The organism is Arthrobacter bussei (assembly GCF_009377195.2).
GTDB classification, from domain to species: Bacteria; Actinomycetota; Actinomycetes; order Actinomycetales; family Micrococcaceae; genus Arthrobacter_D; species Arthrobacter_D bussei.
Map to the genome: position 1 here is coordinate 724288 of NZ_VJXX01000001.1, position 18885 is coordinate 743172.

The following is an 18885-nucleotide window of genomic DNA, read 5'->3' on the forward strand; positions in this document are numbered from 1 at the left end:
GGTGTCATACGCCACGATCCCCTCGGGGCCGTGGCGGTGGTGCTCGCAGTCTCCGGGGTCCTGGTGCTCCGGAGCGCCTGCTCCATACATAGCGCATTCGTCTGTCGACGCGGTTAACGGCGTCGACCCTCTCCTACGGGACGGCGGCTAGGCGACGCCCTTCGAGGAGGTCGGCGACGACGGCTCCGATGTCCGACGGGAGGGTCGAGACGACGACGGGTCCGCGCAGCGCGGCCCGCTGTCCGGCACGGCCGTGCAGCAGCGCCCCTGCGGCCGCGGTCGCCGCCCAGAGGTCCTCCTGCGCGACGCCGACGCGACCGGCGGCGCCGTCGTCCTCCGCCAGGGTCGCGGCGAGGGCCCCGATGATACCCGAGAGGGTGTCACCCGAGCCCGCGGTGGACAGCCAGGGGCTTGCGTCGGTCTGTGCGAACAGGGTGCCCGACGGCGCCGCGACGACGGTGGTGAAGCCCTTGAGCAGCACCGTGGCGCCGGTCATCTCGGCTGCGCGGAGTGCATAGTGCGCGGGCTCGGCCTCGATGGCCGCCCGGTCGGCGTCGACACCGCGCCCGGCGAGCAGTTGGCTGAGTTCACCGGCATGGGGAGTCAGGATCACCTGGGGTCCCACGCGCTCGGGCACCTCGGAGAGCGCACCGGCATCCACCACCACGGGCAGTCCGGCGGTTATCGCCTCGACGGCGCGCACGCGCTGGTCCTCGTCGTCCACGGCGCCCGGACCCACGAGCCAGGCCTGCGACCGGGCCTCGCCGATGGAACCCCCGGAGGCCACCACCTCGGGGTTGCGCTGGTGGACGAGGGCCGCGACGGCGTCGGGACCGAGATAGCGGACCATGCCGAGACCCGTGGCGAGGGCCGCGCCGACGGCCAGGGCCGCAGCGCCGGGGTAGCGGGCCGAGCCGGCGGCGACGCCGAGCACCCCGCGGGAGTACTTGTGGTCCTGGGCCGTGGGACGGCGCAGGAGGGCGGCGACATCGGCGTCGAGCAGGCTCCGGACCGCGGGGGTGAGGGCGGAGAGATCCAGCCCGAGGTCGACGACGTTCAGCTCCCCCGCCGCCAGGGCACCGTCCCCGAGCAGGAGTCCGGGCTTGGCGGCACCGAACGTGACGGTGGCGTCCGCGGCGATGACCGGTCCGTCGACGCGCCCCGTGTCGACGCCGATCCCGCTGGGCAGGTCGCAGGCCACCACGAGGGCCGTCCGCCGTCCACGGGGGCCGGCGACGGAGGTGAAGGCTTCGGCGAACGCCCGGGCGCTGCCGCCCAGGTTCCCGCCCGAGCCCGTACCGATGATGCCGTCGAGGACGAGGTCGGCAGTGGCGGCGTGGCGGGCGAGCGCTCCCGCGTCGGCGCCGTCCTCGAGCGTGACGCTCGTGCCCCCGGCACGGAGGAAGGCGTCGAGCGAGGCGGCGTGTACCCGGTCCGACAGGAGGACGGCCGTGGCGCCGACGCCGCGGCGGAGGAGCCGCTCGCCCGCGTACAGGGCGTCCGCACCGTTGTTGCCGCTGCCGGCGAGGACGACGGCGGTGGCACCGTAGGTGCTGCGGCCGGCCTCACGCAGCAGCCCGAGCGCGACGCCGAACAGCCCGTGCGCCGCCCGCTGCATCAGGGCGTCACCCCGCCCGGCGTCGATGAGGGGGGCCTCCGCGGCGCGGACGTCTCCCCCGGAGAAAGCTTCAAGCATATGGTCGAGCTTAGCGGTACCCGGCCCGATAATCAGTACGGTTACTATCTGGTGCCCGGCGGTGTATGGCCTTCTGCGACGACCATCGCCGTGGCGAGGCCGCCGTCGTGGCTGATGGACAGGTGCCACGTCTCCACCCCGCGGGCGCGGGCGGCGTCGGCCACTGTCCCGTCGACGACGACCGAGGGCGCACCCGCTGCGTCGACGTCGATGGTGCAGTGCTGCCAGTTCATCCCCACGGGAGCGCCGATCGCCTTCGCGATGGCCTCTTTGGCGGCGAAGCGCGCGGCGAGGGACCGCGTGTTCAGCAGTCGCTCGGACGGTACGAAGAGCCGCTCCAGCAGGGCGGGGGTACGTTCGAGCTGCTTCCGGAAGCGCTCGATGTCCACCACGTCGACGCCGATCCCGACGATCACCGGGACGCCCCGCACGGTGCCGCCGCGGCACGGAGCCGCGGCGGCATCCCGATGGATCTACTCAACCGTGACCGACTTCGCCAGGTTGCGCGGCTGGTCCACGTCGTAGCCCTTCGCGCTGGCCAGGGCCAGGGCGAAGATCTGGAGCGGGACGGTGGTCAGCAGCGGTGCCAGCAGCGTCGGCGAGGCCGGCACGTAGAAGACGTGCTCGGAATAGGCCTCCACCGAGGTGTCGCCCTCTTCGGCGATCACGATCGTCACGGCGCCGCGGGCGCGGATCTCCTGGACGTTGGAGACGACCTTGGCGTGCAGGGAGTCGCGGGCGCTCGAGGACGGCATGACCACGACGACGGGCTGGCCCTCCTCGATCAGGGCGATCGGTCCGTGCTTGAGCTCGCCGGCGGCGAAGCCTTCTGCGTGGATGTACGCGAGCTCCTTGAGCTTGAGCGCACCCTCCATGGCCACGGGGAAGCCGACATGGCGGCCGAGGAACAGCACCGACTTCGCGTTCACCATGTCTGCGCCGAGCTGCTTGATCTTGTCGGCGTCGTCGAGGATCGCCTGGATCTTCGCCGGGATGGCGGACAGGTCGGTCAGCACGTCGGCGATCTCGTCGCGGTACTTGTTGCCGCGCAGCTGCGCCAGGTACAGGCCCAGCAGGTAGGCGGCGGTGATCTGGGCGAGGAACGCCTTCGTCGAGGCGACGGCAATCTCGGGTCCGGCATGCGTGTAGAGGACGGCGTCGGATTCGCGCGGGATGGTGGACCCGTTGGTGTTGCAGATGGCGACCACCTTGGCACCCTGCTCGCGGGCGTAGCGGACGGCCATGAGCGTGTCCATGGTCTCGCCCGACTGCGAGATGGCGACCACGAGGGTCTTCTCGTTCACGATCGGGTCGCGGTACCGGAACTCGTGGGAGAGTTCCACCTCGGTAGGGATGCGGCACCAGTGCTCGATCGCGTACTTGGCGACCTGGCCGGCATACGCGGAGGTACCGCAGGCGAGCACCACGATCTTGTCGACGGAGCGCAGGATCGACTCGTCGATGCGCAGTTCGTCGAGGACGAGGTTCCCGGAGACGTCGGAGCGGCCGAGGAGCGTCTGGCCGACGGCGTCGGGCTGGTCGTGGATCTCCTTCTCCATGAAGGAGTCGAAGCCGCCCTTCTCGGCGGCCGCGGCGTCCCAGCTGACGTGGAACTCCGTGCCCTCGGCGGGCGCGCCGAAGAAGTCGGTAATCGCGACGGCGTCGGGCGTGATCGTCACGATCTGGTCCTGGCCGAGCTCGACGGCGCGGCGCGTGAAGTCGATGAAGCCCGAGACGTCGGAACCGAGGAAGTTCTCGCCGTCGCCCAGCCCCACCACGAGGGGCGAGTTGCGGCGGCCGGCGACGACGACGCCCGGCTGGTCCTGGTGGATGGCGAGGAGGGTGAAGGCGCCCTCGAGGCGCTGGCAGGCCTGCTGCAGGGCGAGGGTCAGGACGTCGCCCTGGACGCCGCTGTCCACGAGCCCGCGGTAGATGTAGCCGACGAGGCCGGCAGCCACCTCGGTGTCGGTGTCGGACAGGAAGGTCAGCCCCTCACCGGTCAGCTCGGCCTTCAGCTCGGCATAGTTCTCGATGATGCCGTTGTGGATCAGCGCGAGCCGGCCACCGTCCGCGAGGTGCGGGTGCGCGTTCTGGTCCGTCGGTCCGCCGTGGGTAGCCCAGCGGGTGTGCCCGATCCCGGTGAGCGAGCGCGGCAGCGGGTCCGCTGCCAGTTCCGCGACGAGGTTGGTGAGCTTCCCCGCCTTCTTCCGCGACTCGATGCCGGCCGGCGTGATCACGGCGACGCCCGCGGAGTCGTACCCGCGGTACTCGAGGCGCCGGAGCCCCTCCATGACGACGTCGAGCGCCCCGTGCCGCGCGTCCGCCGCTTCCTGGTCGAACGCCGGAGCGACCGATTCGAGCGCCGATGATCCCTGGCCGTGGTCCCGGCCTACATACCCCACAATTCCACACATGGGTCCAAGCGTACCGGGGGCCGTGTTTGTTCTTGCGCAGGCCACCGGGCAGAATCGTCGGGTGAGTGACAGAAGCACGGGGACGCAGCAGGCCACCAGTGCCGAATCCTTCACACCGTTCGTCGAACTGGACCGCCAGATGTGGTCCCGGCTCTCCCATGAGATCGAGAGCCCGCTCAACATGGAGGACGTGCAGCGCTTGCGCGGTCTCGGCGACGCGCTGAACCTCGACGAGGTCCGGGAGGTCTACCTCCCGCTCTCCCGCCTCCTCAACCTCTACATCGCGGCGGCCGGTCGGCTCCACGAGGCCACCAACACCTTCCTCGGCGAGACCACGACGCGCACGCCCTTCGTGATCGGCGTCGCGGGGTCCGTGGCGGTCGGCAAGTCGACGACGGCGAGGGTGCTGCGGGAGCTCCTGAGGCGGTGGCCGGACACCCCCGACGTGGAACTGATCACCACGGACGGCTTCCTCTACCCGAACGCGGAACTCGAACGGCGCGGCCTGATGCAGCGCAAGGGCTTCCCGGAGTCCTACGACCGGCGCCGCCTGCTGCGGTTCGTCAGCGAGGTCAAGAGCGGCGCCGCCGAGGTCACCGCGCCTTGGTACTCGCACCTCACCTATGACATCGTCCCCGGTCGGGAGGTCGTGGTGCGGCGGCCGGACGTCCTGATCGTCGAGGGGCTCAACGTGCTCGCACCCGCCCGGCCGAGGCCGGACGGCATCACCGGGCTCGCCCTCAGCGACTTCTTCGACTTCTCGATCTACGTCGATGCGAAGACCAGCAACATCCGGCAGTGGTACGTCAACCGCTTCCAGTCGCTGCGCTCCAGCGCGTTCGCCGACCCGGAGTCCTACTTCCACCGGTACGCCACACTGACCGACGAGGAAGCACGGCTGAAGGCCACCGACATCTGGGAGCGCATCAACGAGCCCAACCTGGTGGCGAACGTGCTGCCCACGCGCGGGCGCGCCCAGCTCGTCCTCACCAAGGATGCGGACCACTCCGTCCGCCGCATGCTCCTGCGGAAGACCTGACGGTGCGGGCGGTACCGCTGGCGGCGGCACTCGTGCTCGCCGTCGGCCTCTCGGCCTGCTCCTCCCCCGCCGCTGATGTCCTGGCGGCCGATACTTCGACGGCGGCCGCGTCCGCCCCGGCCGGCATCCCCCAGGGCGCGGCAGACCTGCCGGCGCCACCCGGCGTGCTCCCCGCGCCCGCGCAGCGCACCCCGGGTCCCGCCGTGACGGAGGACACGGCGGCCGCAGGACCCGCGACGCCGTCGCCGGCGGCTCCCGCCCGCAGTTCCGACACGCACATGGATCCGGCAGCCACCGACGTCGTCGTCAACAAGCGCCGGCCCCTGGTTCCCGTCGACTTCGCGCCGTCAGGCCTGCGGCAGCCGGACGTCGCGACGGCCACCGACAACGGCCTGCTCCGGCCGGACACCGCCACTGCCGTGGAGGAGATGTTCGCGGCCGCGTCGGCCGACGGCGTCGGCCTCGTCCTGGTCAGCGGGTACCGGTCCTACGCGAACCAGGAGTCCACCTACGCGTACTGGGTGGGTCAGTACGGTGACCAGGCTGGCGCGGACACCGTCTCCGCGCGGCCGGGGCACTCGGAGCACCAGACCGGGCTCGCGTTCGACATCGGCCAGGCGGACGGCGCGTGCACGTTGGTCTCCTGCTTCGCGGGCACCGCGGCGGCCCGGTGGGCGGCCGAGAACGCCGCCGAGTACGGGATCATCCTCCGCTACCCGCTCCGCTCCGACGGGACCACCGGGTTCTCGGCGGAGCCGTGGCACTTCCGCTTCGTGGGACGGGACGTCTCGCTCGCCATGCAGGACGCCGGGACCCGGACCCTCGAGGAGCACTTCGGGCTGCCGGCGGCGCCGTCGTACTGATCCAGATCATCCATCCGGGTACTTTCTGCAGAGGCTCGCAACTCGACGCTGCAATGGCTGGCAGCCCAGAGAGATATCCCCAGCGCCTTGACCAGCGGTAGTCGATCGAAACAAGTTTTATCGTGGTTCCGTCCCGTCAAGCTAGCTTTACAGAAGGTCAGTTATCGGCGGTTTATTGAAGGTCCGACTCGGCCCATTGGCGCACTATGGTTCAGCGGGTGCTGGTTCGTTTCCGGGTGCCCAGGCGGGCAGGATGTGAGAAGTTGCAGCGCATACGCCCGTGCTATCACGTGAGATTGCTGGTCGTGATCGAAAGGATGTCATCGCGGTGCGGATACTCGTTGTAGGCGCAGGAGCAACCGGTGGTGCATTCGGCACTTTGCTGCAGGAAGCGGGGCGGGACGTGACTTACCTCGTCCGCGAACGCAAAGCCGACGCCTTACGTCGGGACGGGTTACGGTTTGTTTCCCCGGAAGCTGACCGGACACACCCGGTGCAGGTCCTCACGGCGATGGATGTTCCCGCGGCCACGCAACAGCCATTCGATCTGGTGCTCATCACGGTGAAGGCAACAGCCTTTTCCTCCGCGGTCACTGACCTCCACCCCTTCGTCGATGAAAATACCCGCATCCTCCCGATCCTCAACGGCATGGCGCACATCGACCACCTCCAGGGGCGGTATCCGGGACAGGTCCTCGGCGGCCTGGCCCGCATCGTGGCAACCCTCGACGGGGACGTCGTCCACCAGAAGACGCCGATGAGTTCACTCATGGTGGGATCCCTAACTGACATCCCGGTACCGGAAGACATTCGGGACGCTCTCGACGCCCCAGGTATCGACTTGTCCGTCGCTGACGACGTGAGGGGTGCCCTCTGGGACAAGTGGGCGTTCATCGCTGCTGCCAGCATCATCAACTGCCTGTTCCGCGCCCCTATAGGCCGCGTTCTCGAAGCCGGCGGCGAGGATTCGATCCATGCGGCGATCGATGAGCTCGAGGTTGTCGCTGCGCGGGCAGGACATCCCGTGTCGGATTCGGCACACCGACAAGCGGTGGCTTTGCTGACTGAATGGGGCTCGTCCTTCACCACATCGCTGTATCGCGACCTCACAGTAGGACTTCCCTCCGAGGTTGACCACATCCTCGGTGACTACGCCCTGCGCGGCCGAACCCTGCAGCAACCAACTCCCCTGCTTGACCTGGCACTGATCGCAATCAGGGCAAACTTCCTGCTGAGTGCCCCAGCGTGACGGTCGTCCCAGGTAGACATGTTCGGGCCGGGGTCCCCCGCCGTCGGCGTGAATCCGCCACCAGTCGGACATGCCCGTGCCGGGATCGAGCCTCAGGGTTTCCCACGCCCTCCACAGGGCGTTGTGGCGACTCACCGCCTAAGTCATCGGCGATACCGAATCACTTCGAGGGGTGGTTATCTGGCGCTCCTGCCAGTCCTTACTTACCGACTCGCGCAACACTTTGCGTGCTCGGAGGAAACGGGCCGCCGCAGGCGATACAGAGACGGTCTTGGCGCGCTTCTGGCGACGGTTATGGGATGAACAGATCCACCCTGAATTGCGTCCGGCCCGGTTCGCTGGTCACGCTGAGCGCGCCTCCGTTCGCCTCGACGAGGGCCTGCACGATCGCCAATCCCAGTCCGGTGCTCGTGGTGCTCCCGGTTCCGGCCGCGCGTGAATCGTCGCCTTTGCTGAAGCGCGTGAAGATGGTGTCCAGGAATGACGGGTCGATGCCTGGACCCGAGTCCGTGACCGTGATCGTCACTTCCCGGTCACGGACTGTGAGGGCCGTGGAGATCGAGGTACCCGGTGGGGTGTGTTTGTGCGCATTGGAGAGCAGGTTAATCAGCACTTGGCGGATTTCCGGCTCGACGGCCCGGATCTCGACAGGCTCCTCCGGCAGATCAAGGCTCCAGATGTACGCAGGCGCGGTTACCCGTGCGTCGCTTGTTGTCTCGATCACGAGTTCCGTCAGGTCGACGTCGGACACCTCACCGCGTTGGCCCTCATCGAGGCGCGCCAGTAGCAGGAGGTCCTCGACGAGGGAGGACATGCGCTTGGACTCGCTGTCGACGCGCTCGAGGGCGGAGCGTCCCGCCGCGCTGACTGTCTCGCTCATGAGAACCAGTTCGGTGTACCCGCGGATGGACGTGAGCGGCGTGCGGAGCTCGTGGCTCGCGTCCGCGACGAACTGCCGCACTTTCATCTCACTGGATTGACGCTGGCGCAGCGCGCTGGTGACGTGGTCGATCATTTCGTTCAGGGCGATCCCGACGGTGCCGACCTCCGTTCCGGGCTGCGCTGCCGTGGAAGGCACCCGCACGGGGATGGCCACTTCGCCGGAGGACAACGGCATCCTGGACACCGAGGTCGCGACCGCGGAGAGCTCCTCGAGCGGACGTAAGGACCGGCGGATGATGACCGTTCCGGCGAGGCCGGTCAGCGTAAGCCCGATGAGGGAAAGCCCAGCCACGGTGATGCCGAGGGAGGCGAGGGTATTGTCGCGCTCGGTGGTGGACAGCCCGGTCACGAGGATGGATCCTGCATCAGGGCCAAAGGCCAGCGCCGCTGCATCGACCCGATATCGCCCTGATGAGAGCACGAGCTCTTGGGGCTGGCTAGCCGGATTCACTGACTCGAGTATGTCGAGGTCTGCGTCGGTGAGGGGTTCTGTGCTGCCGTCGTCCTGCACGAGCGCGGAGTTCTGCACCTCGCCGTCGTCGAACACCGCGTTCAACGTGCCTGGCCTTTGGCCGGCCGCATTCTCGGGGTCTACGTCATCAAAATCCGGTGCTTGCCCGCGCGGTGGACCGTTGGAGAAGCCAGCCCGCCCTGCGGCCGGGGTCAGTGCCTCATCGAGCTGGCTCGTCAGGTAGCTGCTCATTGCAAGGTGACTGAACACGCCGATCGCTATGCAGATCGCGGTCAACAGTGCCAGGGTTGCCAGGATCAGCTTGGTTCGCAGGTGTAGTCGTCGGTGGCGGTGTCTCCACGATGTGGACCCGGAGACACCGGGAGTGCTGAGTCCCGATTGAGGGTTTCGTCCGAGAGTGGACACGGGGACCGACGGGTTAGTGCTTGGCAGCTCAGGCGCGGGGGAAGGACTCACGGGACCGTGGGCTTGATGACGTACCCGGCGCCACGCACAGTGTGGATCATAGAGGGACGTCCGAGGTCGATCTTCTTGCGCAGGTAGGAGATGTAGAGCTCGACAATGTTTGCTTGACCGCCGAAGTCGTAGTTCCAGACGTTGTCGAGGATCTGGGCCTTGCTGAGCACGCGGCGGGGGTTCTCCATAAGGTAGCGCAGCAACTCCCATTGGGTTGACGTGAGTGTGATGTCCTCGCCACCGCGGGTCACCTCCCGCGTGTCGACGTTCATGACCAGGTCTCCGACGACGAGTTCTGCGGAGTCCGATGCCGCAACCCCGGAGCGCTGCACGAGCCGGTGCAGGCGCAGCATGAGTTCTTCCATGCTGAAGGGCTTGGTGACGTAGTCGTCCCCGCCGGCGGAGAGCCCGGAGATGCGGTCCTGGACGGCGTCCTTTGCTGTCAGGAACAGCGCGGGCACGTTCGGTGCGAAGGCGCGGATTTTCTTGAGTGCGTCGATCCCGTCGACCCCGGGCATCATGACGTCGAGTACCAGCACATCGGGGCGGAAATCACGCGCCGCGGACACCGCTGTGGCGCCGTCGTTCGCCGTGGTGACGCTCCATCCCGCCATGCGCAGCCCCATGCTGACGAGCTCCGCGAGGCTGGTTTCGTCGTCGACGACGAGGGCCCTGATGGGGGTACCGTCCGGGTGGGCAAGGCGCGGCAGGTTGTCGATCATGGAGTGGTGCGAGCCGTCGGCCATTATGTCTACCTTGGTGTCTTTCATCATGTCATCGGTGCCCGTGATGCCGGTGCCGGAAATGCCGGTGATGCCGACGGTGCCGGTGGTTGCTTGAGAGGCTGTGCGGGCCCGGCGTTGCGGTCCAGTATCCCCTACGGAAGACGGCGCACGGCGGGAGCTCCCGAGCGGCGTGTTAGACGGTCAGGGGTCCGGCCGCAGCACCCTCGTCGAGGGAGCCCCCGGTGTCCTGGCGCCGGATGAGCGCCTGTTCGGCGGGAACTGTGGTCCCGACGATCACGCCGGCGCGGGCTTCCGACGCCACAGAGGTATCGGCTCCCATGGGCGCGAAGGCCGTGGTCCCGAGGACCGCGGCCAGGGCCACCGCGCTAATCGCGGCCCTGATGCCCTTGCGTCCTGCGGCGATTTCCGGGGTGGGTCGGTAGCTGATCATGGTGTTCTCCTAGCTGGCTGTGGTTGTTCCTCCACTGTGCCGTTCGGGCTTAGGACGTGCCTTTCCCGAAGCTGTGCAGCTGCTGTGCAGGTTGACATCCTCAGATCGACTCGGAGAGATCCATAATCGGCTGACGAATAAACGTCTGAGCGCCGGCCTAGTACGGTCTCGGTGCGCACGTGGTCGAGACACTTGGTGGCGTCCTTACACGAGCGTGCCGTCCCGGGAGATAGACAAAAGTTCTGACGGTGTCTATCTCGCCGAGACGGCTGGTCCTTCACGTGCGGTAGCTGTTAGCCCCCATTCCGCGCGCGGTGGTGGTTATCCGCGACCTCCGCCGCCGAGGATGCCAAGCTCGAGCGCCTTAGCGGCGCCGTCGGCTTCGGCCTGGGTGAGAGATCCGTCCGTCACCGCAGCGTCGAGTCGCTCCTGCACGGCCGCGGATCGAGCAGCAGTCCTCTCCGCCTGAAGCTCATCGATGGCCGTCTGGACGGTTGCTTCATCCAGTCCGAGCGCCTCGGCCAGCGCTGCGGCGACAGCACTCTGAAGCGCTTTCCTGTCAGGCCTCTCGCCCTCGGTGGTCTCGGCGTCCGACTCGGCGGCGTCTCTGGCGGCCTGCAAGGCGTCGGTCACCGCCGCCTCGTCGACGCCGAGCTTCGTTGCCAGTGCAGCGGCGTCGACACCGCCCTGTCCGCGTCCCTGTCCAGGTCCGTGTCCGGGTCCGCCCTTGCGGTCCATGGCTGTCTCGTCGCCGGTGGTGGCTTCCGCGGTAGCCGAGGACGTTGAGGTGGGGGCGGAGCCGGTGGTCGCCGCCGACGCCATACCGGTAGCGCCGAGACTCACGCCAAGGACGACGGCAGCCGCGCTTGCTCCAAGGGCGATTTTCTTCGGGGTAGACATGATGTGTGTTCCTTACTGTGCCGCTACGCGGCCTTGGTAGTCGTTCCTGGTGGTAGCAGTCCCGATAGGAGGGACTACTACGAATTTGGGCTTGCACTTTAGGTGTGCCCTGTCGGGCACCTGTCGTTGGGCTGTGAACTAAGGGCGGTTTCTGTGCTGCGCTGCTGCTGGCCCCTGCGCGTTCTAAACCAGGCAGACCAGCTGCATGGTGCTCGATATGGGTACGGACTCGGGCCGGTCAGCGCTAGTTTCTCGATGCAGGTGCCGGGGGCAGCGCTGGCACAACGAAGGCGCCCAGCGTGTGCCGGGGCCTTCGTTGAGCTGTTGTACGGGTGTAGTGAAAGAGGTCCTGAGAGTGTTGTCGCTGCAGGAGTTAGGCGGTGAAGCCGTCGAAGGTGGGGGTGGCTTCTTCTCCGTCCCACGTGACGCGGTAGGTGAAGGCTTCCTCGAGCGCGGCGGCGTAGGCGTCGGCTTGCTCCTGGGTGATGGTGCCGGACGCGAGGAGGTTGTCGATCGCAGGGCTCCACGATTCGACCAGTGCATCAATGAGGGTTTGCGTGCCGACGCCGAGCTCGTCGGCGATGTCGGAGAGGTTCTGGCCGGCTTCCATGCGCACGTGCAGTTCCTCGTGGGAGATGGTGAGGACCTCGTCGAGGACGTCCTGTACCGGCATGTGGCCGCGGTGCAGGTCCAACCCGGCATCGCCGTAGGCTTCCTGGATCAGCGCGATGAGCTCATCCTCGGTTGTGACACTGGAGGCATCGACGCCATCGCCCGGGCCGCCGGCAGGCATACCGCCTTCGAGCGGTGTTCCGGTCCCGATGGTCGAGCCGGCGGCTGACTCAGTGGCTGTGGCGGAGGCACTGGAGGACGTGGTGGTTGCCGAAGAGTCCGTGGTCGAGCTGGCGGTGGTCCCGGCTGCGCACCCGGAGAGGGCGAGACCGGCCGCGAGGCTGAGAGCGGCGAGTTTCATCTTGATGTTCATGGTGTTGGCCCTTCCAGGCTGGTCCGAGTGGAGTTGATGGTTCAAGCCTCGAACCCGTTCCTTTCGAAACCCTATGAACTACCCATGGCTCGGATATGAGCAGATCTGCGCCGTCGGTGGGTCAGACACACCGATCGGAGGGACAACCGCTCCCCCACTCCCTCGCTCAACTCATCGCTGCATGGAGATCGGTGTTGGCCAGGTATATAGGCATGGTTGGGGTTAATGCTGGTCACAGGCTGAGCAAAGCAAGTGCGATGAGCCTTGGTTCATGCGATCTTTCCGACGATTAGCCCTGACCGCTTCTACTGCTCTCGCCGCCACCGCGCTGACACTCATTCCTGCCACCTCAGCGCAGGCACACAGCCTGGACAGCAGTACCATCGCGGTGCGCCTGACTGAGGACTCGGCGGAAGCGACGGTATCGGTCGCGCTGGAATCTTTCGATACGGCTCTTGGTACTTCCTACGCGACAGCGACCGAGCTGACCGACGCCCAGGTCGACGCCATCACGGACTACATCGACGAGCACCTCACGGTGACCGGGGCCGATGGAACCACATGGTCTGAGACTTACTCGGATGCTGTGGTGGAATCCGTCGAGGGAATTCAGTCGTTCAGTGTCGACGTCAGCTTCGATACCGGCAACGTCGACCCCTCGAGTCTGGTCATCGACTACCACGGCATCATCGAATCCGATGCTTCCCATGAAGCGGTCGTCGTCCTCACCGACGCAGCAGGCTCCATCTCAACACCAGGTGTCATCACAGCCTCCGACGAAACCCTAACCATCGGTGATGCTGTCGAACCGGGGCTGATGGACATGATCGGTTACGGCTTCCACCACGTCCTCAGCGGAGCAGATCATCTGCTGTTCCTCACGACACTTCTGCTCGTCGCACCCCTTGTTGTCAGCATCAGGGGGCGGTGGATCCCGCGCGCTGGATTCGGGCGATCGCTGCGCAATGTTATCGGCGTGGTGACGGCTTTCACCATCGGACACTCGTTAACGCTCATCGCCGCCGCCCTTGGGTGGATCGCCTTGCCGTCCGGGCCCGTAGAAATTCTCGTCGCCTCGTCCGTAGCCGTTGCAGCCCTCCACGCCATCAGGCCCCTCATCCATCGCGGAGAAGTCCTCATTGCAGGCCTGTTCGGGCTGGTCCATGGACTGGCGTTCGCCGGTATCCTCACCGACCTCGGGTTCGACGGGACCCTGTCGATCTTCACCCTGCTCGCGTTCAACGTCGGCGTGGAGCTCGCTCAACTCGCGACCGTCGCCTTGGTCTTCCCCTCCATCTACCTCATCTCACGCACCACGTGGGGCACACAGGTACGCACCGGGATAGCCCTCGTCGCCCTCACCGCTGCCGGGTTCTGGGTCCTGGACCGAACCGGCATCCTCACCAGTCCCATCACAGGACTCGAAGAAGCACTCATTAACAACTCCTGGGCCGTCGCTGTAATCCTCGCCGGCATCGCAATCACCGCCTGGCTGACAAGCCGTACTGCCACCGCATCTCGGCCAACCGGAACCACCTTCGCCCCAGAACGACCATCCGCGATGCGACGAGCCGACAAGGTATACGGCCTCGGCCGGCATTGATGCCTCGGCTCTGCACGCTTCAAAGGTGGCGCATAGCTGCGGCAAAGCCCTCCCATTGATAAGCCGTCGAGGCTGGAACTATTCCAGTCCACAAACCGAGTGAGGCATCATGAGCAACATCCCAGAACCGGACAACACACCGGAAGGCCCCATGTACGAGGGGCGGCTCCTCAACCGGACAGATGAGGAGGTCGTCGACCAAGGTGTCGCTTTCGACATCGGAACACTCGTCAGCCGACGCTCGATGCTCGGACTGTTCGGCGCCGGCGTCGGGGCTCTGGCCCTAGCTGCTTGCACGCCCAACACGACCCGGACCACCACCTCAAGCGCCACAGCCGGATCCACCGCGTCTGCGTCATCGGGCGCTTCGATCGTGGGAGAGATTCCGGACGAAACTGCCGGCCCTTACCCCGGAGACGGATCCAACGGTGCCAATGTGCTTAAGGAATCAGGCATCGTCCGCACCGATATCCGTTCGAGCATCGATGGTGGCACCACAGCGGCCGGCGTACCGATGACCCTGACCCTCACCATTGTGGACATTGCCAACGGCAACCTTCCCTTCAAAGACGCCGCCGTATACGTATGGCATTGCGACGCCGCCGGTGGTTACTCCATGTACTCAAGTGGTATCGAGAATGAAACGTACCTGCGCGGCGTGCAGGTAGCCGACTCCAACGGCATCGTGACGTACACGTCGATCTTCCCCGCCTGCTACACCGGGCGCTGGCCTCACATCCACTTCGAGATCTACCCGAACGTTGCCGACATCACCGACTCGGCCAAAGCCATCGCGACCTCCCAGGTCGCCCTACCTCAAGACGTCAGCCAAACCGTATACGCCCTCACCGGCTACGAAGGTTCGACCTCTAATCTCTCCCGAGTCAGCCTGGATTCCGACAACGTCTTCAGCGATGACAGCGGCGCCCTGCAGCTCGCCACCGTGACCGGAGACTCGACCTCCGGATACCAGATCAGCCTCACGGTGGGAGTAGACACGACCACCACACCCGCAGCAGGCGGAGGAATGCGCGGCGGGATGGGTGGGACTCCCCCAGGAGGCATGGGCAGCACACCCCCTGAAAGTGGCCTCGGCGGGACGCCTCCCACCGACACGACCCAGGAAGCGCCGACCGACACGGCCACACCCACACCCGCCAGCTGAGCATCCCCGCATAGTGCGCGACCACACTGATGACGCATCAACGACGCGCCGCCTCTCGCATTCTCGCATTCTCGCGCTCGAGGGTTCTATAGGCGGTCGTTCATGGGATGTATCTCAACGATCAATCACGTGGGCCTGATCGTTTCTATGGATCACACCCTTGTAGGCCTCTATTTTTCGTTCGAGAGCGTCGAGGTGTCGACGAACTTCCGCCTGCCGCGCCATGACCGTCTCGTAATGCGCTTCTAGCAGCGCGAGCCGCTGTTTGTCCGTGGCTCCGGCCCGGTAGGCCGCCGCGTACTCACGCATCTCGGTAACGTTCATCCCGGTTCCTCGGAGCATGACCACTCCCGCAAGCCACGCCAGAGCTCTGTCGTCGTAGCGCCGCCACCCGTCCGCACTGCGATTGGGGGCGGGAGCGATTCCTTCCTTTTCGTAGTACCGGATCGTGTCGACGGTGATTCCGAGCAGATCAGCGGCGGCGCTGATGGTGACCGGTTGAGGAACCTTGATGGCAGGAAGGAGCATCTTCCAAGTGTGGCATTTGACATGGTGTGTACACCATGGTTGAGGCTCGTGGTGTCCGTCCTTCCAACACGAAAAGAGACGCCAGCATGAAACAGATCACTCTGGGCTCGCAAGGCTTAACCACTTCCGCCCTCGGACTCGGGTGCATGGGAATGAGCGCCTTCTACGGCGGTGCGACAGAGGCCGGATCCATCGAAACGATCCGCAAGGCCCTCGACCTTGGGGTCACCTTGTTCGATACGGCGGAGGCGTACGGCCCGTTTGAGAACGAGAAGCTTCTCGCGCGGGCACTCGGAGCCGACCGGGGGAAGGTCGTCATCGCGTCGAAGTTCGCCTCCGATTTCACCGACGACGGGACACCTCTGGGTCTGAATGGCTCTCCCGAGCACGCGCACCGTGCCATCGACCGGTCACTGCAGCACCTTGGTACTGACCACGTCGATCTCTGGTACCTGCACCGTGCCGACCCGAACGTGCCCATCGAGGAAACGATCGGGGCAATGAGTGAAGCCGTCACCGCGGGAAAGGCGAGCTATATCGGTGTCTCCGAAACATCCGCTGATACCCTGCGTCGCGCTCATGCGACGTTCCCCATCACCGCGATCCAGTCCGAATACAGCCTGTTCGAGCGAGACGCTGAGCACAACGGCGTCCTTAGCACCGCCCGCGAACTTGGTATCGGCTTCGTCCCGTTCTCGCCACTCGGCAGAGGCTTCCTCGGTGGAACCGTTATGCGCAAGGCCGACCTGCCCGAGGGTGATGCCCGCCGCAACCTCCCCCGATTCTCTGATCAGGCCATTGAGGCGAACCTACGCATCGTTGACGCTCTCCGACTGATCGCGAAGGAAAAAAACATCACACCGGCGCAGCTTGCCCTCGCCTGGGCCATCCAAGCCGGCACTGTTCCCATTCCGGGAACGACAAAAGTCTCGCGAATGGAAGAGAACGCTGCCGCCGCCGACATCGAGCTGACCAGCGAAGACCTAGCCCGCATTGATGCTGTGTCGCCTCATGGAGCCGCTACCGGTGCGCGAAACACAGAAGCAGGAATGGCTCGCGACCGCGGCTGAACCTGAATGTCTTCAGTCACTGATCGTGAGTCTCGAAGCGCTACTGCATCTTGAACAGGACTAGGGGGAATCCGAGACGGTGTCGGGGCGGGCGAGGTCCTGATGCTTCTCTGCGGGCTCCGGACACCCAGTGGGGTCTCGCTTGATTGGGAGCAACGCTGTGAGCTTCTGCTCAATTATTGCGCTCCTAAAGTTCGAGCAGAATCCGCCTGTGCCAAGAGAATCAGCGGCAGCTTGACGCGCCGCCGCCTACGGGAAGGAGGCGTTGTGGGGTGAATTCTCTTCTCGAGGAGATGGGTGCGTTTTACGGTAAGCCTCTTTATGAAGCGCGAGTTTGCGTTCCGCTTCCTTCCTGCATTCTCCTCGGGCTCGGAGTTCAGCGGGAGTCAGCGTTTCCCGCGGTGCGCGAGGCCGTGCCGGTCTTTGATGCTGCTTCATGGCGAGGCTTCTCTGGTCGGAAGGTGATGGATGGCTGTGACCGCTCTGAACATCGCTCTGCAGGCTGAGTCGGTTCAGGGGTGGGAAGGGGTGTGGACGACGAGGACAGGGCATTTCGCGTGAGCGACACAGGCGCCACTGACGGAGCCGAGGAGCAGCCCGCGGAATGTACCGTGCCCTCTGCGCCCGACGACGAGCATCGCGGCATCCTCGGAGGCTTTCACGAGAGCTTTGGCTGGATGCGCAAAGATCACCGTGCTGTCCAGGCCCTCAGGAGTGTCCTTACCGTAGGCGGACTCCAGCGCCGTTTTGAGATGGGCGTGGGCAGCGTCGGAGAATTCGCTGGTGCCCATTGGTACGTACCCGGGGTACTCCGCCGGATAGTCCCAGGCAGCGACGGCATGGATGGTGGCTCCTAGCGCTGGTGCGAAGGTGGCCGCATAGCGCAGTGCTTCCACGGATGCGTCCGATCCATCGACTCCGACAACGATGCGTGAGGGGGAATCGGTCGACATTACGGCTCTCCTTTGTTGGTCGGTAGTACTTTCTTCCTTGTAGATTGCACCTCGCGTGCGCCGGTGCGTAGGGCCTTTGGGCCCGCCTTGTTTACGGTTGCTCCGTGACGCCTAGAGCAGTGCTATCAACGCCTAGGAGCCCCTAGTGCTGGCGAGAACATGGCTTCGGACCGAATCGAGGTTGAGGTCGAAAGGCCCTAGTCCCTGGCCCCTGCGCAGGGCATTGTCGGGTGACAGAACGGCGTGCATTCACTCGGATAGCCGGAGGGAGGCGGCGTGTGCGTACCCTGACCCGCGCGCAGATCGTTGTAGGGGTGGACGGTTCTCCTTCATCGGTCAGCGCCCTGCAGTGCGCTCAGAAGCTGGCGCCGGCGTTAGGCGCCACGATTCGTGTTGTCATCGCGTGGGACTACCCACCCAAGTTCCCAGGCTATGTACCTCTGGATACGAGCGAATTCGCTGAGGTCGCGAAGGAGCACCTCAGTAACGCCCTGTACGCGGCGTTCAGAGGCGATGTGCCCGATGACCTCCAAAGCTCCGTCGTGTACGCACACCCTGTTCAGGCTCTGATTGATGCCTCCCGCGATGCAGCCCTTCTCATCGTGGGTCGGCACGGCCGCGGGTCCCTACACCACTTGTTCCTCGTATCGGTCAGCACAGCTTGTATTTCGGAGGCACGTTGTCCTGTACTCGTCGTGCGAGAAGCCCCTGGGTCGATCTGATGGATCGCCCCACTCCGATACGGCACTCTTCTCATGCCAGGCAAGGGCCTGCTGACGATGGACACCGTTGTGGACGAGGTCGCGGCAGGGTACTTACGGCGTAGCGGGTCGGGATCCTACAGAGGAGGGGTGCGGTGGTGCGGATAGAAGCTGACCATGAAGTGGTGGTGGGAGTCGACGGGTCCGAGGAGTCAATCGAAGCTTTAAGGTACGCAGGGACGCTCGCGCCGTTTCTCAACGCGACCCTTCACGTCATCACCACGTGGGACTACCCTGCCGCAGACCCGCTACTGATGCCCTTCGGCAGTGGTGAATTCGCCGATGTCACTCGCCGTGACCTGAACCGAGCCCTTGTCGCCGCGTATGGGTACGAGACGCCTCCCCGGCTGCGGACCACTGTGGTGTTTGCCCGCCCCGCCAGGGCACTACTTGAGGCCTCCCGCCACGCCGCCCTGCTCATCGTTGGGCGCCGAGGCAATGGCAGAGTTCCCGTACGTGGTCTTGGCTCCGTGAGCAGCGCCTGCGTATCCCGCGCTCAGTGCCCTGTTCTCGTTGTCCCTCGCCGCCTGGCTGACGGGGAAGAAGTCGTGCCAAGAACGGCAAAGCTCTGAGCACGGGGTAGAGACCAGATGCGGGCGAGAGGGATCATCTG

General features: G+C 65.7%; 18 protein-coding genes and 1 pseudogene. 8 read left to right on the forward strand and 11 right to left on the reverse strand.

Annotated features, from left to right (window positions below; genetic code table 11):
• Positions 1 to 133: 133 nt before the first annotated feature.
• Genes FNH21_RS03325 through glmS form a run of 3 tightly spaced genes read right to left on the reverse strand, consistent with a single transcriptional unit; the run spans position 134 to position 4110 of the window.
• On the reverse strand, positions 134 to 1696 hold the full coding sequence (locus tag FNH21_RS03325; RefSeq protein ID WP_152812296.1) for a bifunctional ADP-dependent NAD(P)H-hydrate dehydratase/NAD(P)H-hydrate epimerase: 1563 nt from the start codon (positions 1694 to 1696) through the stop codon (positions 134 to 136).
• A 44-nt stretch (positions 1697 to 1740) separates the two neighbouring features.
• Entirely contained in the window at positions 1741 to 2112 is a 372-nt protein-coding gene (locus FNH21_RS03330; protein WP_191931736.1) for a holo-ACP synthase, read from the reverse strand.
• Positions 2113 to 2169: 57 nt separating this feature from the next.
• Positions 2170 to 4110 carry a glutamine--fructose-6-phosphate transaminase (isomerizing) gene (gene glmS, locus FNH21_RS03335; RefSeq protein WP_152812298.1) on the reverse strand — a complete coding sequence of 647 codons (1941 nt, stop codon included), beginning with the start codon at positions 4108 to 4110 and terminating at the stop codon, positions 2170 to 2172.
• Positions 4111 to 4171: 61 nt separating this feature from the next.
• Here glmS and coaA point away from each other — a divergent pair, with 61 nt between their 5' ends.
• The 3 genes from coaA (at position 4172) to FNH21_RS03350 (ending at position 7261) form a co-directional block, all read left to right on the forward strand.
• Complete coding sequence (gene coaA, locus FNH21_RS03340) at positions 4172 to 5149, forward strand: type I pantothenate kinase (RefSeq protein ID WP_338403138.1); 978 nt, start codon at positions 4172 to 4174, stop codon at positions 5147 to 5149.
• A 2-nt stretch (positions 5150 to 5151) separates the two neighbouring features.
• Entirely contained in the window at positions 5152 to 6012 is an 861-nt protein-coding gene (locus FNH21_RS17005) for a D-alanyl-D-alanine carboxypeptidase family protein (RefSeq protein WP_152812302.1), read from the forward strand.
• A 328-nt stretch (positions 6013 to 6340) separates the two neighbouring features.
• Positions 6341 to 7261, forward strand: coding sequence for a 2-dehydropantoate 2-reductase (locus tag FNH21_RS03350; RefSeq protein ID WP_191931737.1), 921 nt, complete (start codon positions 6341 to 6343; stop codon positions 7259 to 7261).
• 54 nt (positions 7262 to 7315) lie between these two features.
• On the opposite strand, the pseudogene FNH21_RS03355 reads toward FNH21_RS03350, so the two are convergent.
• From FNH21_RS03355 to FNH21_RS03380, 6 genes and pseudogenes are all read right to left on the reverse strand, one after another.
• Positions 7316 to 7396 (reverse strand): annotated as a pseudogene (locus tag FNH21_RS03355) (DUF4913 domain-containing protein); the annotation flags it as partial.
• A gap of 157 nt (positions 7397 to 7553) precedes the next feature.
• Positions 7554 to 8951 (reverse strand): sensor histidine kinase, encoded by a 1398-nt coding sequence (locus tag FNH21_RS03360; protein WP_241742711.1) that lies wholly within the window; start codon positions 8949 to 8951, stop codon positions 7554 to 7556.
• A 176-nt stretch (positions 8952 to 9127) separates the two neighbouring features.
• Entirely contained in the window at positions 9128 to 9877 is a 750-nt protein-coding gene (locus FNH21_RS03365) for a response regulator transcription factor (RefSeq protein ID WP_152812304.1), read from the reverse strand.
• A 172-nt stretch (positions 9878 to 10049) separates the two neighbouring features.
• Positions 10050 to 10307: a hypothetical protein gene (locus FNH21_RS03370; protein WP_152812306.1), complete on the reverse strand. Its 258-nt coding sequence runs from the start codon at positions 10305 to 10307 to the stop codon at positions 10050 to 10052.
• A gap of 321 nt (positions 10308 to 10628) precedes the next feature.
• Complete coding sequence (locus tag FNH21_RS03375; protein ID WP_152812308.1) at positions 10629 to 11207, reverse strand: tautomerase family protein; 579 nt, start codon at positions 11205 to 11207, stop codon at positions 10629 to 10631.
• Positions 11208 to 11580: 373 nt separating this feature from the next.
• A complete protein-coding gene (locus FNH21_RS03380; protein WP_152812310.1) occupies positions 11581 to 12192 on the reverse strand; it encodes a helix-turn-helix domain-containing protein in 612 nt (203 codons plus the stop codon).
• Between the two features lie 271 nt (positions 12193 to 12463).
• On the opposite strand from FNH21_RS03380, the gene FNH21_RS03385 reads away from it, so the two are divergent.
• Together FNH21_RS03385 and FNH21_RS03390 are read left to right on the forward strand one after the other, a co-directional pair.
• The gene (locus FNH21_RS03385; RefSeq protein WP_152812311.1) at positions 12464 to 13795 is read left to right on the forward strand and encodes a HupE/UreJ family protein; all 1332 of its coding nucleotides are present in this window, start codon (positions 12464 to 12466) and stop codon (positions 13793 to 13795) included.
• Positions 13796 to 13904: 109 nt separating this feature from the next.
• Positions 13905 to 14960 carry an intradiol ring-cleavage dioxygenase gene (locus tag FNH21_RS03390; RefSeq protein WP_152812313.1) on the forward strand — a complete coding sequence of 352 codons (1056 nt, stop codon included), beginning with the start codon at positions 13905 to 13907 and terminating at the stop codon, positions 14958 to 14960.
• A gap of 114 nt (positions 14961 to 15074) precedes the next feature.
• On the opposite strand, the gene FNH21_RS03395 is transcribed toward FNH21_RS03390, so the two are convergent.
• Positions 15075 to 15488: a MerR family transcriptional regulator gene (locus tag FNH21_RS03395; protein ID WP_152812315.1), complete on the reverse strand. Its 414-nt coding sequence runs from the start codon at positions 15486 to 15488 to the stop codon at positions 15075 to 15077.
• Positions 15489 to 15574: 86 nt separating this feature from the next.
• Here FNH21_RS03395 and FNH21_RS03400 point away from each other — a divergent pair, with 86 nt between their 5' ends.
• Positions 15575 to 16558, forward strand: coding sequence for an aldo/keto reductase (locus FNH21_RS03400; protein WP_152812317.1), 984 nt, complete (start codon positions 15575 to 15577; stop codon positions 16556 to 16558).
• A 512-nt stretch (positions 16559 to 17070) separates the two neighbouring features.
• Here the strand turns inward: FNH21_RS03400 and FNH21_RS03405 are convergent.
• Complete coding sequence (locus FNH21_RS03405; RefSeq protein ID WP_152812319.1) at positions 17071 to 17511, reverse strand: universal stress protein; 441 nt, start codon at positions 17509 to 17511, stop codon at positions 17071 to 17073.
• 278 nt (positions 17512 to 17789) lie between these two features.
• Between FNH21_RS03405 and FNH21_RS03410 the strand changes: the two genes are divergently transcribed.
• Both FNH21_RS03410 and FNH21_RS03415 read left to right on the forward strand, forming a co-directional pair.
• On the forward strand, positions 17790 to 18233 hold the full coding sequence (locus tag FNH21_RS03410; protein WP_191931572.1) for a universal stress protein: 444 nt from the start codon (positions 17790 to 17792) through the stop codon (positions 18231 to 18233).
• A 167-nt stretch (positions 18234 to 18400) separates the two neighbouring features.
• The gene (locus tag FNH21_RS03415) at positions 18401 to 18844 is read left to right on the forward strand and encodes a universal stress protein (protein ID WP_338403195.1); all 444 of its coding nucleotides are present in this window, start codon (positions 18401 to 18403) and stop codon (positions 18842 to 18844) included.
• Positions 18845 to 18885: the final 41 nt, after the last annotated feature.

Excerpts from the sequence above, each read along its gene's own strand:
- FNH21_RS03325 (WP_152812296.1), bottom strand. The coding sequence starts at position 1,696 with ATGCTTGAAGCTTTCTCCGGGGGAGACGTCCGCGCCGCGGAGGCCCCC.
- glmS (WP_152812298.1), bottom strand. The coding sequence starts at position 4,110 with ATGTGTGGAATTGTGGGGTATGTAGGCCGGGACCACGGCCAGGGATCA.
- FNH21_RS03365 (WP_152812304.1), bottom strand. The coding sequence starts at position 9,877 with ATGGCCGACGGCTCGCACCACTCCATGATCGACAACCTGCCGCGCCTT.
- FNH21_RS03370 (WP_152812306.1), bottom strand. The coding sequence starts at position 10,307 with ATGATCAGCTACCGACCCACCCCGGAAATCGCCGCAGGACGCAAGGGC.
- FNH21_RS03375 (WP_152812308.1), bottom strand. The coding sequence starts at position 11,207 with ATGTCTACCCCGAAGAAAATCGCCCTTGGAGCAAGCGCGGCTGCCGTC.
- FNH21_RS03380 (WP_152812310.1), bottom strand. The coding sequence starts at position 12,192 with ATGAACATCAAGATGAAACTCGCCGCTCTCAGCCTCGCGGCCGGTCTC.
- FNH21_RS03385 (WP_152812311.1), top strand. The coding sequence starts at position 12,464 with ATGCGATCTTTCCGACGATTAGCCCTGACCGCTTCTACTGCTCTCGCC.
- FNH21_RS03390 (WP_152812313.1), top strand. The coding sequence starts at position 13,905 with ATGAGCAACATCCCAGAACCGGACAACACACCGGAAGGCCCCATGTAC.
- FNH21_RS03395 (WP_152812315.1), bottom strand. The coding sequence starts at position 15,488 with ATGCTCCTTCCTGCCATCAAGGTTCCTCAACCGGTCACCATCAGCGCC.
- FNH21_RS03400 (WP_152812317.1), top strand. The coding sequence starts at position 15,575 with ATGAAACAGATCACTCTGGGCTCGCAAGGCTTAACCACTTCCGCCCTC.
- FNH21_RS03405 (WP_152812319.1), bottom strand. The coding sequence starts at position 17,511 with ATGTCGACCGATTCCCCCTCACGCATCGTTGTCGGAGTCGATGGATCG.